Below are 11,351 nucleotides of genomic sequence, written 5' to 3'. Positions count from 1 at the left end.
ACATGAGGTTCCTGGTGCTGATCTACCACAACGCGGCGTCCCAGGAGGTGTGGGAACGCCTGACCGACGAGGAGAAGCGGGAAGGCCTCAAAGCGTACGAGGCGCTCGACCGCGACCTCGCCTCCGCCGGGGAGCTGGTGGCGTCGTCGTCGCTGGCGCCACCGGAGACGGGCAAGCGGGTGCTGGTGCGCGACGGGCAGATCGTTGCGGGTGACGGTCCCTTCGCCGAGGTCAAGGAGCAGCTGGCTGGGTTCTACGTGCTGGACTGCGACAGCCTCGACCGGGCGGTGGAGTGCGCGGCGCGGATTCCGGAGGCGGCGCTGGGGCTGGTCGAGGTGCGGCCGACCCAGGACCTGAGCGTGTTCCTGCCGTGAGCGACCTGCTGCGGGAGCTGGCGCCGCAGGTCCTGGCTGCGTTGGTCCGCCGCTACGGCGACTTCGATACCTGTGAGGACGCGGTGCAGGAGGCGCTGCTCGCCGCCGCGACGCAGTGGCCGGACCAGGGGATGCCGGCCAACCCGAAGGGATGGCTGATCACCGCGGCGTCCCGGCGCCGGATCGAACTGTGGCGCGCCGACACCGCCCGCCGGCGCCGCGAGGAGAACGCCGCGCTGCTGACGCCGCCGGATCCGGAGCCGGTGGCGGCGGTGGACGACACGCTCACCCTGCTGATGCTGTGTTGTCACCCGTCGCTGACGCCGGCTTCGCAGGTGGCCCTGGCACTGCGCGCGGTGGGAGGGCTGACCACGGCGGAGATCGCGCGGGCCTTCCTGGTACCGGAAGCCACGGTCGCGCAGCGGATCAGCCGCGCCAAGCACCGCATCAAGGCGGGTGGGGCGCGGTTCCGGCCGCCCACGCCGGAGGAGTACCCGGCGCGGCTGGCGGCGGTGCTCAACGTGCTGTACCTGATCTTCACCGAGGGACACACCGCGAGCGCGGGGGAGGAGCTGCAGCGCGCCGACCTGACCGGCGAAGCGATCCGGCTGACGCGGCACCTGCACGCTCGCCTGCCGGACGAGGGCGAGGTGTCCGGCCTGCTTGCGCTGATGCTGCTGACCGATGCGCGGCGACCCGCGCGCACGGATGCGGGCGGCGCCCTGGTCCCGCTCGCCGAGCAGGACCGGAGGCGCTGGGACCGGGCGATGATCGCCGAGGGCCTCGAACTCCTCGAGCGGGCGTTGCGCACCGCGCCCATCGGGCCGTACCAGCTGCAGGCTGCGATCGCGGGGGTGCACGCGCAGGCTGAGCGGGCGGCGGACACGGACTGGCGGGAGATCGCCGGGCTCTACGAACTGCTCGCCGTGGTGGCACCGGGCCCGATGGTAACGCTGAACCGGGTCGTCGCGGTGTCCGAGGTGGACGGTCCGGACGCCGGACTGCGGGAACTGGCCGTGGCGGAGGCGGATCCGGCGCTGGCGGGGCACCACCGGGTCGACGCGGTCCGCGGGCACCTGCTGGAACGGGCCGGGAACCGCGCGGCGGCCGAAGCGGCGTACCTCGCCGCGGCGCGGCGGACGTCGAGTGCCCCGGAGCGGCGGTACCTGGAGGAACGGGCCCGGGCCTGCGGCCCGCGCGATGTATAACGCCCTATACGGCGTTTCCCGGTACGACCAGCCTGGCCCGTTCCACAAGAGACCGCGCAGAAACCCAAGCAGGCCAGGGAGGAAAGCGCTTCCCGTGCCGCCAGTCAGCCGCGGGGGCGCTTGGGCATCAGGTCGTACAACTTCTTGCGCGCCCCGTTGTCGTTCTGGTTGCGGGCGTGCGCGACCTGGGTGATGAAGTCCTCGAACACGAAATCGTCCTCGGGCACCGGCGCCGATGGGCCCTGCCGGGCCAGGTGCCCGTCCAGCACCGCGGCGATCTCCCGGAACGCCACCGCTTGCGTGGTCTCCGGAGCGAAGGTGGTGACCGGCATGCCGTGCGCCGCGGCCTCGTTCATCACCACGCCCAGCGGCACGTGGGCCAGCAACGGATAGCCGAACTGCCGCAGCTCCTCCAAGGCCGCCACCGCGTACCCCGACATCGGCCGCCGGTACAGGCCCGGCACCACGCCGAAGTAGGGGATGGGCGGCCGGTTGAGCGCCTGCTGGACGAAGTGGAGCTGGTCGTTGAGCAGCCGCAGCGCCCGGATGCTCGTCCGGTCCGGCTGCACCGGCACCAGGATGCCGTGCGTCGCCGCCAGCGCGTTGTTGGTCAGCACGTCCAGCGCCGGCGGGCAGTCGATGATGACGTGGTCGTAGTTGGCGAACTGCACGACACGTGCCAGCTGCCAGCCCGGCACCCGGAACTGGTCGAGCCTGCGCACGAGGTCGAACATGCCGGGCGAGGTGGGGATCACGTCGAACGCGCCGCCCGGGCCGATGTTGCTGCGCCGGTGCGGCACGATCAGCTCCTCGACCGGCCCCTTCCAGGTCTTGGTCAGCGCCTTGGCCAGGCTCGGCGCGTGCGCCGGCGCCTCGTCCAGGCCGAGCATCTCCGTGGTCGCGTGCCCCTGCGGGTCGAGGTCGATCAGCAGCACCCGGCGGCCGCGTTCGGCCAGCGCCGCGGCCGCCCCGACGCTCAGCGCCGTCTTGCCCACGCCGCCCTTCTGGTTGACCACCGAGGTGATCTGCACTCGAGCGCTCCCAGGTCGATCGATCCTGGACGCAGCGTAATCGATCTCCCGCGGCCCGCGGGGGACGGTCACGCCCGTCAGCGTGTCCGCACCATGAGTGCCTGCGCGCCCTGGCCCACCGGTCCGCGCACGTCGGACAGCGTGCTGGCGGCCGTGCCGACCCCGGCCGGGCCGATCGCGGTGCGGGCGTCCAGTGCCATCCACTCGCCGACGGGCGCGCGGCGCAGGTGCACGGTCAGCTCGCTGTTGATGAACCACCAGCGCGCCGGGTCGAGGTAGTTCGACGCGCCGTTGCCGGTGTCGGCGACCGCGAACAGCCGCTGCAGCGGCGTCGGCTTCTCACCCGCGACCAGCTCGACCCGCTGCCGGCCCCACACCCACGCCGGTCCGGGTTCGGCCGGCGACCCGGCGATGCCCCGCCACTCCATCGCGCCGAGGTAACCGCCCGGGCGCCAGCTGTCCGGCCACGACGCCGGTGCGCAGTCCTCCGGGGACGGCGGGGCCTGCTCCTCGGTGGCCACCGCCGTGCTGTCGGACTCGGTGATCCACCACGCCGAAGCACGCGCCACGGCCCGCGTGCCGTCGTGCAGTTCGGCGCCGAGCAGCTGGACCGACCGCCCCGGCCGCTCGATCCCCGCCCGCACGGACAGCTCGGTCAGCGGCGCGGGACCGAGGATCTCGACGGTGACCCGCGCCAGCAGCCCCGGCCGGTCGGTCACCAGTCCTTCCAGCGCGCGGGCGAGCAGGGCCGAGGGCGGCCCGAAGTGCTGTGCGTCCGGCGTCCAGGGGCCGGCGGTGTGCTCGGTCGGCTGGTACCGGTCACCGCCCAGCGGCAGGTAGAAAGCGCTCTCCGTCGTCCCTGTCCCGGTCATCCCCGTCCCGTTCATCGCCTCGGTCATCTCAGTCCGCCCGCATCTCAGTCCGCCCGGTCCAGTGCCGTCTCCACGCCCGGGTCCGGCTCGGGCCAGCCCGGGTACTCCGGCGGGGTACCGCCGAACGACGGGCACAACGACTGGTGCGCGCACCAGTCGCACAGCCGGCTCGGGCTGGGCCGGAAGTCGCCGGTGCGGCCGGCCTTGAGGATCGCCTGCCAGATCGCCTCCAGCGTGCGCTCGAACCGGCGCAGCTCCGCCTCGTCCGGTGCGTAGGCCAGTGACTGGCCGTCGGTCAGGTACATCAGCTTGAGCTGGCGCGGCACCACGCCACGCAGCCGCCACAGCACCACGGCGTAGAACTTCATCTGGAACATCGCCTTGGCCTCGCCGATCTCCCGCGGCGCGGCCCCGGTCTTGTAGTCCACCACGCGGATCTCGCCGGTCGGCGCGACGTCCAGCCGGTCGACGTACCCGCGCAGCCGGACCCCCGACTCCAGTTCGAGCTCGACGTGCAGCTCGCACGCCTCGGGATCGAACCGGCGCGGGTCCTCCAGCTGGAAGTAGCTGTCCAGCAGCTTCGTGGCGGACTCGAGCCAGCTGTCGATCTCCGCGCCGTCGGCGCCGCCGAACAACTCGGCCCACTCGGGGTTGTCCGCCGCCAGCTCGCTCCAGGTGGGCGCGAGCAGCTCGCGGGCGCGGTCCGGGGCACGGTCGGACCTGGGCAGCGTGAACAGCCGCTCCAGTACCGAGTGCACCAGCGTGCCGCGCAGCTGTGCCCTGGTCGGCACCTCCGGCAGGCGGTCCACCGCGCGGAAGCGGTACAGCAGGGGGCACTGCTTGAAGTCACTGGCCCGGGAGGGGGACAGTGCGGGGCGGCGCACGCCGAGCTGGGGTTCCGTGGTCGCCGTCTGAGCCATACCCCGCACCCTAGAGCAGGGGTACGACAAGATCGTGACGCCGCGCGCACCTGCGGGTCACGGCTGCCTGACACCACACGCTCTACCCTGTCCGGCATGACCGCGACCGGCGAGCACGGGCGACACCAGCCGAGGCGGGTGCTGACCACCGCCGACGGCGGCCTGCTGCTGTTCCGGGTCCAGGACGTGCCGGTGCTGCTCGCCCCGTCCTGGTGGATCGGCTCGCTGGTGGTCGTCGTGCTCTACCAGCCGCTCGTCGACCGGCTGCTGCCCGGGGCGACCGGCGGGGTGTCCTGGGTGCTGGCCGCGGCGTTCGCCGTGCTGCTCGGCCTGTCGGTGCTGGCCCACGAGCTGGGCCACTGCGTCGTGGCCCTGCGGATGGGAATCCCGGTGCGACGGCTCCGGCTGTTCCTGCTCGGCGGGCTGTCCGAAGTGGCCCGCACGCCCCGCAAACCGGGGCAGGAAGGGCTGATCGCGGCCGCCGGCCCGATCGTGTCGATCCTGCTCGCGGCGTTCTGCGGGCTGTTGCTGTTCGCTGTGCCGCCGGAGGGCGCGGTGTGGCTGGTGGTGGCCGAGTGCGCGGTGGCCAACCTCGCGGTCGGCGTGTTCAACCTGCTGCCCGGCCTGCCGCTGGACGGCGGCCGCATGCTGCGCGCCGGGGTCTGGGCGCTGACCGGCCGGCGGTCCGGCGGCACGCGGGCGGCCGTCGCGGGCGGCGGGATCGTCGCCGCCGGGCTGCTGGTGTGGGCGCTGGCCGGCGTGGTGTCCGGCACCGAGGACCGGTGGCTGCGGCTGGGCGTGTGCGTGGTGACCGCGTGGTTCGTCGCGGTGGGCGCGGCGTCCGAACTCGCCGCGGAGGCCGGCCGGGGCTGGCCGGAAGGGCTCGCGGTGACCGAGCTGACCCGTCCGGTGCTGCAGCTGCCCGCGGAGAGCCCGGTGTCCGATGCACTGGCGGCTGCTGCCGGCCGGGGTGTGGTGCTCGTGCGCGCGGACGGGGTCGCGGCCGGCCTGCTGGACGAGGCCGCCGCGCAGCGGCTCGCCGAGACCTCGCCGCAGGCGCCGGCGGAGCTGGCCGCGGAACCGATCCGCGCCGAGACCGTCCTGCTGGCCTCCGAGCCGGGGGAGGAGATCGCCGAGCGGGTCCGGGAGACCGCGGCCTGGCAGTTCCTCGTGGTCGACGACGAGGGCCGCCCGTCCGGGGTGCTGCGCCGGGCGGACCTGCGGTCGGCGCTGTCGGCCCGCCGCGGGCGCTGAACGGCCCGTCTGCGAAGATTCAGCGCTGCGTTCGTGTGATGCGAGGAGTGTGGAAGTGCAGGTGAGCGGGCCGTTCCGTCCGGGCGACAGGGTGCGTCTGACCGATCCGAAGGGACGGAACTACACGCTGGTGCTCGCCGAGGGGGAGGAGTACCACACCCACCGCGGCGCGCTGCGGCACGACGACCTGATCGGCAAGCCCGAGGGCTCGGTGATCACGTCCGTGGGCGGCACCGCGTACCTCGCGCTGCGGCCGCGGCTGGCCGACTACGTGCTGTCCATGCCGCGCGGTGCGCAGGTGATCTACCCCAAGGACGCGGCGCAGATCGTGATGTGGGGTGACATCTTCCCGGGTGCGCGGGTGCTCGAGGCCGGCGCCGGCTCGGGTGCGCTGACCTGCTCGCTGCTGCGCGCGGTGGGCCCGGAGGGCAGCGTGCTGTCCTACGAGGTGCGCGAGGACCACGCCGAACACGCGGTCAAGAACGTGGAGCGGTTCTTCCGCGAGCGGCCGGCCAACTGGACGCTGACGGTGGACGACCTGCGCAACCACACCGGCGAGGTCGACCGGGTGGTGCTGGACATGCTGGCGCCGTGGGAGGTGCTCGACACCGTGTACCGCAGCCTCGTCCCGGGCGGGGTGCTGGTCGTGTACGTCGCGACGGTGACGCAGCTGTCGCGGGTCACCGAGGCGCTGCGGGAACAGCAGTGCTGGACCGAGCCGGAGTCGTGGGAGAGCCTGGTGCGGCCCTGGCACGTGGTGGGGCTGGCGGTGCGCCCGGAACACCGGATGGTCGGGCACACCGCCTTCCTGCTCACCACCCGCCGGCTGGCGGACGGGGTGACCCCGCCGCGGCCGCAGCGCCGGCCGAGCCGCGGCTGAGGCCGGGCGTCAGCTGCCGAGCCGGTCGCCGAGGTAGCACCAGACGCCGCCCTCGTTGGCGAGGCCGAGGTCGAAGTCGTTGGTGCCGCCGGGGCCGACCGCGTGGACCGGCACGTAGGCGGTGTCGCCCACCACGTCGGGGCTGCCGGTGACCGTCACGGTGATACCGGACGGGATCGGCGGCACCTGCTGCGGTTTGCTGGCGCACACCATGCCCTGCAGCGTCGTCTTGTCCCCGGTGCTGTAGGCGGTGGCGATCGCCTGCGCGGCCTCCTCCGGGGTCGCCTTCGCCCCGGGCACCGCGGTGCCCTTCGGGGTGGAGGCCGGGGTGCGCGAGCTGCTGGCCGGGGGAGGGGCGGCGCCGGTGGCCGGAGCGGCGGTGCTGCCGGTGTCGTCGCCGTTGGTGAGCAGCAGGATCGCGGTGACCGCGCCGGCGACGACGACCACCGCGGCGATCGCGATACCCACGATCAGCCCGGTCTTCTTCTTCGGCGGATCGCCGCCCGGGCCGCCCGCGTACTGCGGGGTGGCGTACGGGTCCTGGCCGAAGGGCTGCGTGGCGCCGGGGAACGCGGGCGACGGGGTATGCGGGTAGCCCGGCTGCCCGCCCTGCGGATAACCGGGTTGCCCGCCCTGGGGGTATCCCGGCTGCTGTGGCCCGCCCTGGGGGTAGCCGCCGCCCGGCTGCTGCCCCCAGGGACCCGGGTGGCCCTGCGGGCCGTAGGGGCCGGGCGGGCCGCCGTGGGGCCCGGGCGGTTGCGGCGGGTAGGTCATGATCGGGTCGCCCCTTCGTGGATGGGTTGGCTCAGGATCCGTCGACGCACCAGTGCGAACCCTGCCGTTTCACCGGCATCTTCGCATCTCGGAGCGCGCCGTTGCCGAGCAGCTCGGCCGTGTCCCACGTCCGCGGCAGGCCGGACGCTCCGCCCGGAATGAACCCGCCCCAGGTCGGCGCGGCGCGGCGGCCGGCGCATGCCTGGGGTGACCGCCCCGGGCCGTGCGGCAGGTGGGTCACGGACGTCTCCTCGTGCACGGGCGGTGTCTGCCTGCCTTCGACGTGCCGGGGCCGCGTCCGGTTTCGTCGCGGTCGGGAGTGGGCCGGTGGTGGCCCCCGCACCGAGGAGGACCCGATCTTGGCGGTGCGACGTGGTGGCGCGAATCCGGTGTGGTGGCGCGGAAAGCGCCGGGGTTTGAAGGATGAGAAGAGGGGGAAGACGCTCTGTGAACGTCCGGTAAAGCCTTGGTTGGGTGGTCGTCACATGAGTGAATCGCTCACCGCCCGGATGGCCGCTGGTGGCCGCCGGGTGGTCACTGTCCGTGGTTTCTCGAGCGGTTCGCCGACCGCCTGGCGGGACGCCGGTGTAACGGTTCCGTCCGGATTCGTGATGCGACGCGCCGATCCTGTGATGCGGATAGGGCTTTTCATGTCGGTGATCGCCGGTACCGTGGGTTAAAAGCACTCCGAGGAGGTGCCGACATGCAACACGACCTTCCCGGAGGTCGGCACGAGGACGCCGACCCTTCTGAGATCAGTGGAGCTGGAACGACGGCGGACGAGCAGGCGCGGCAGGTCCGCTTCCTGGAAGAGGAAGTGGCGCTGCTGCGGCGCAAACTAACCGAATCACCCCGTCAGAACCGGGTGCTCGAGCAGCGTCTCGCCGAGGCGTCGGAGCGGGTCGCCCAGCTCACGGAGCGGAACAACAAGCTGGTGGAGACTCTCCGCGAGGCGCGGGGACAGCTCCTCGCGCTGCGCGAGGAGGTCGACCGGCTCGCCCAGCCCCCGAGCGGGTACGGCGTGTTCGTCACCGCGTACGAGGACAACACCGTCGACGTGTTCACGGCCGGCCGCAAGATGCGGGTGTCCGTGTCCCCCGCGGTGGAGGTGGAGTCCCTCCAGCGCGGTCAGGCCCTGCGGCTCAACGAGGCCCTGACCGTGGTCGAGGCGGGCGATTTCGAGCTCACCGGCGAGGTCTGCTCGCTGCGTGAGGTCCTGTCGCCGGCCACGGACAGCGGCAGCGCCCGCGCCCTGGTCGTCGGCCACGCCGACGAGGAGCGGGTGGTCTGGCTGTCCGATCCGCTCGCCGCGCAGACGCTCAAGCCGGGCGATTCGCTGCTGGTGGACTCGAAGGCGGGCTACGCCTACGAACGGGTGCCCAAGGCCGAGGTCGAGGACCTCGTGCTGGAGGAGGTCCCGGACGTCCGGTACGAGGACATCGGTGGCCTCGGGCGGCAGATCGAGCAGATCCGCGACGCGGTCGAGCTGCCGTTCCTGCACGCCGACCTCTACCGGGAGTACGAGCTGCGGCCGCCCAAGGGTGTCCTGCTCTACGGCCCGCCCGGCTGCGGCAAGACGCTGATCGCGAAGGCGGTCGCGAACTCCCTGGCCAAGAAGGTGGCCGAGGCGCGCGGCGACGGCAACTCCAGCGAGGCGAAGTCGTACTTCCTCAACATCAAGGGCCCGGAGCTGCTCAACAAGTTCGTCGGCGAGACCGAGCGGAGCATCCGCCTGATCTTCCAGCGGGCTCGCGAGAAGGCGTCCGACGGCACGCCCGTCATCGTGTTCTTCGACGAGATGGAGTCGATCTTCCGCACCCGTGGCAGTGGCGTCTCCTCGGACGTGGAGACCACGATCGTGCCGCAGCTGCTGGCCGAGATCGACGGTGTCGAGGGGCTGGAGAACGTCATCGTCATCGGCGCCTCCAACCGGGAGGACATGATCGACCCGGCGATCCTGCGGCCCGGCCGGCTGGACGTGAAGATCAAGATCGAGCGGCCGGACGCCGAGGGTGCGAAGGACATCTTCTCCAAGTACCTGCGGCCGGGACTGCCGATCCACGCCGACGACCTCGCCGAATTCGGCGGGGACGAGCAGGCCACGGTCGACGCGATGATCCAGAACACCGTCGAGCGCATGTACGAGGAGACCGACGAGAACCGGTTCCTCGAGGTCACCTACGCCAACGGTGACAAGGAGGTCCTGTACTTCCGGGACTTCAACTCGGGTGCGATGATCCAGAACATCGTGGACCGGGCGAAGAAGGCGGCGATCAAGTCGGTCCTGGAGACCAAGCAGCCCGGGCTGCGGGTGCAGCACCTGCTCGACGCGATCGTCGACGAGTTCGCGGAGAACGAGGACCTGCCCAACACCACCAACCCGGACGACTGGGCCCGGATCTCCGGCAAGAAGGGCGAGCGGATCGTCTACATCCGCACGCTCGTCACCGGAAAGAACCAGGAGTCCGGCCGCGTCATCGACACGGCCACCAACACCGGCCAGTACCTGTAACCAGGCAGGCCTGGGAGGCCGCCGACCGCCACGGTCGGCGGCCTCTCCTCGTTTCCGCATCGGTTGCTGCGTGCCGGCGTGTTGGACAGGTCAGGCGTCTGTATAACGTCCTATACTGCCGGCCATGACCGAGCCCGCGGCCGAGCCCCGCGCCCCGATCACCGAGGCCGACGTCCTGACCTGGCTGGAGGAGACCGCGGAAGCGGTCCGGGCCCACGAGATCCCCGCGGCGGAGCTGATCCGGCTGCTGGGGGAGTTGCGGCGCGCGTCGGCGGCCTGCGCGGACGCCTCGGACTGGGTGCTGCTGGCCGCGCGCGAGGAGGGGGCGAGCCTGCGGCAGATCGCGCCGGTCTTCGGCAAGGGTTATGTGCGGGCGCCGGCGGCGCGACTGGAGAAGCTGCACCGGCAGGCGTTGAACTCGGACCAGTGGCTGGAGATCCTCCGCCAGCGATCGTCCGATGTATAACGAACTATACGTCGCGGCATATGAGCGCAAAACTGCGCACATCCGCGAAAAACCCGCACGGAAAGGACAGTGTCCTGCGCATCGGACTCGGTCTGGCGGCCCTCGGCCGGCCCGCCTACATCAACCTTGGCAGAAGCAGTGAGCTCCCGCTCCGCCGGGACGTGCGGAGCATGCGGGAGGTGACCTTCGCGGTGCTCGACGCGGCCTACGCGGCCGGCGTGCGCTGGATCGACGTGGCCCGCTCGTACGGCCGCGCCGAGGAGTTCCTCGCCGACTGGCTGGCCGAGCGCGGGCACCGGGACGTCGGCGACCTCGACTCCGTCAGCGACCGTGCTGGTCGCGGCGGCCTCACCGTGTCCAGCAAATGGGGCTACACCTACGTCGGCGGCTGGCGCATGGACGCCACGATGCACGAGGTCAAGGAGCATTCCGCCAGCGTGTTCTCCCGGCAGTGGACCGAAAGCCGTGCCCTGCTGGGATCCGCGATCAGCCTCTACCAGGTGCATTCGCTCACCGTGGACAGCCCGCTGTTCACCGACGAGGCGCTGCAGCGGGCGCTGGCGGCCCTCAGCGACGACGGCGTGCGGGTCGGGTTCTCCACCTCCGGCCCGGCGCAGGCGGCGACGATCCGGCGGGCGTTCGAGCTGGAAGTGGCCGGACGGCCGGTGTTCTCGGCCGTGCAGTCCACCTGGAACCTCCTCGAGCCGTCCGCCGGACCGGCCCTGGCGGAGGCACACGCCGCCGGGAACCTGGTGCTGGTGAAGGAAACCCTCGCCAACGGACGTCTCGTGGTGGAGCCGCCGCCCGCGATCAGCCGCCTGGCGCAACGGTTCGGGGTCGGCCCGGACGCGGTGGCGGTCGCGGCCGTGCTCGCGCAGCCCTGGGCGGACATCGTCCTGATCGGCCCGTCCAGCCCGCAGCAACTGGCCGCGAACCTCGCCGCATCCAGCGTCGTGCTGCCGCCTGGCGACCTCGCGGCGTTGCGCGGGCTGGCCGAACCCGCGCAACGCTACTGGGGTCGGCGGTCCTCGCTGCAGTGGCAGTGAGCGCTTGCATTAAT

12 protein-coding genes are annotated in these 11,351 nt (G+C 72.2%); 7 read left to right on the top strand and 5 right to left on the bottom strand.

The features are described 5' to 3' along the window. The first annotated feature begins 2 nt into the window (after positions 1-2). Both FHX46_RS15260 and FHX46_RS15255 read left to right on the top strand, forming a co-directional pair. A complete protein-coding gene (locus FHX46_RS15260) occupies positions 3-374 on the top strand; it encodes a YciI family protein (protein WP_167114916.1) in 372 nt (123 codons plus the stop codon). Further along, positions 371-1,582 (top strand): RNA polymerase sigma factor, encoded by a 1,212-nt coding sequence (locus FHX46_RS15255; protein WP_167114913.1) that lies wholly within the window; start codon positions 371-373, stop codon positions 1,580-1,582. Before FHX46_RS15260 ends, FHX46_RS15255 begins: the two co-directional genes overlap by 4 nt. A 104-nt stretch (positions 1,583-1,686) precedes the next feature. Here FHX46_RS15255 and FHX46_RS15250 read toward each other — a convergent pair whose 3' ends face one another. From FHX46_RS15250 to FHX46_RS15240, 3 genes are all read right to left on the bottom strand, one after another. Next, the gene (locus FHX46_RS15250) at positions 1,687-2,613 is read right to left on the bottom strand and encodes a ParA family protein (RefSeq protein WP_167114910.1); all 927 of its coding nucleotides are present in this window, start codon (positions 2,611-2,613) and stop codon (positions 1,687-1,689) included. Between the two features lie 77 nt (positions 2,614-2,690). Continuing rightward, a complete protein-coding gene (locus FHX46_RS15245; protein WP_167114907.1) occupies positions 2,691-3,485 on the bottom strand; it encodes a thioesterase family protein in 795 nt (264 codons plus the stop codon). Between the two features lie 44 nt (positions 3,486-3,529). After that, positions 3,530-4,405 carry a RecB family exonuclease gene (locus tag FHX46_RS15240; RefSeq protein ID WP_167114904.1) on the bottom strand — a complete coding sequence of 292 codons (876 nt, stop codon included), beginning with the start codon at positions 4,403-4,405 and terminating at the stop codon, positions 3,530-3,532. A 96-nt stretch (positions 4,406-4,501) separates the two neighbouring features. Here FHX46_RS15240 and FHX46_RS15235 point away from each other — a divergent pair, with 96 nt between their 5' ends. Both FHX46_RS15235 and FHX46_RS15230 read left to right on the top strand, forming a co-directional pair. Further along, the gene (locus tag FHX46_RS15235; protein WP_208400158.1) at positions 4,502-5,659 is read left to right on the top strand and encodes a site-2 protease family protein; all 1,158 of its coding nucleotides are present in this window, start codon (positions 4,502-4,504) and stop codon (positions 5,657-5,659) included. 55 nt (positions 5,660-5,714) lie between these two features. Further along, positions 5,715-6,539, top strand: a complete 825-nt coding sequence (locus FHX46_RS15230; protein ID WP_167114901.1) for a tRNA (adenine-N1)-methyltransferase — start codon at positions 5,715-5,717, stop codon at positions 6,537-6,539. 9 nt (positions 6,540-6,548) lie between these two features. Here the strand turns inward: FHX46_RS15230 and FHX46_RS15225 are convergent, their stop codons facing one another. Next, positions 6,549-7,313: a hypothetical protein gene (locus FHX46_RS15225; protein WP_167114898.1), complete on the bottom strand. Its 765-nt coding sequence runs from the start codon at positions 7,311-7,313 to the stop codon at positions 6,549-6,551. 31 nt (positions 7,314-7,344) lie between these two features. Beyond that, a complete protein-coding gene (locus tag FHX46_RS15220; RefSeq protein ID WP_167114895.1) occupies positions 7,345-7,554 on the bottom strand; it encodes a hypothetical protein in 210 nt (69 codons plus the stop codon). 462 nt (positions 7,555-8,016) lie between these two features. Here FHX46_RS15220 and arc point away from each other — a divergent pair, with 462 nt between their 5' ends. The 3 genes from arc (at position 8,017) to FHX46_RS15205 (ending at position 11,337) form a co-directional block, all read left to right on the top strand. Beyond that, positions 8,017-9,825 carry a proteasome ATPase gene (gene arc / locus FHX46_RS15215; protein ID WP_167096363.1) on the top strand — a complete coding sequence of 603 codons (1,809 nt, stop codon included), beginning with the start codon at positions 8,017-8,019 and terminating at the stop codon, positions 9,823-9,825. A gap of 124 nt (positions 9,826-9,949) precedes the next feature. Next, positions 9,950-10,291 (top strand): hypothetical protein, encoded by a 342-nt coding sequence (locus tag FHX46_RS15210; protein WP_167114892.1) that lies wholly within the window; start codon positions 9,950-9,952, stop codon positions 10,289-10,291. Between the two features lie 20 nt (positions 10,292-10,311). Beyond that, complete coding sequence (locus FHX46_RS15205; RefSeq protein ID WP_167114889.1) at positions 10,312-11,337, top strand: aldo/keto reductase; 1,026 nt, start codon at positions 10,312-10,314, stop codon at positions 11,335-11,337. Positions 11,338-11,351 lie beyond the last annotated feature (14 nt).

Source organism: Amycolatopsis viridis, from assembly GCF_011758765.1.
GTDB classification, from domain to species: Bacteria; Actinomycetota; Actinomycetes; order Mycobacteriales; family Pseudonocardiaceae; genus Amycolatopsis_E; species Amycolatopsis_E viridis.
This window is presented reverse-complemented; position numbering and strand designations above follow the sequence as displayed.

Bases quoted from the DNA above. Each gene is read 5' to 3' on its own strand.
- FHX46_RS15260 (WP_167114916.1), top strand. From the start codon at position 3: ATGAGGTTCCTGGTGCTGATCTACCACAACGCGGCGTCCCAGGAGGTG.
- FHX46_RS15245 (WP_167114907.1), bottom strand. From the start codon at position 3,485: ATGACCGGGACAGGGACGACGGAGAGCGCTTTCTACCTGCCGCTGGGC.
- FHX46_RS15240 (WP_167114904.1), bottom strand. From the start codon at position 4,405: ATGGCTCAGACGGCGACCACGGAACCCCAGCTCGGCGTGCGCCGCCCC.
- FHX46_RS15235 (WP_208400158.1), top strand. From the start codon at position 4,502: ATGACCGCGACCGGCGAGCACGGGCGACACCAGCCGAGGCGGGTGCTG.
- FHX46_RS15225 (WP_167114898.1), bottom strand. From the start codon at position 7,313: ATGACCTACCCGCCGCAACCGCCCGGGCCCCACGGCGGCCCGCCCGGC.
- arc (WP_167096363.1), top strand. From the start codon at position 8,017: ATGCAACACGACCTTCCCGGAGGTCGGCACGAGGACGCCGACCCTTCT.
- FHX46_RS15210 (WP_167114892.1), top strand. From the start codon at position 9,950: ATGACCGAGCCCGCGGCCGAGCCCCGCGCCCCGATCACCGAGGCCGAC.
- FHX46_RS15205 (WP_167114889.1), top strand. From the start codon at position 10,312: ATGAGCGCAAAACTGCGCACATCCGCGAAAAACCCGCACGGAAAGGAC.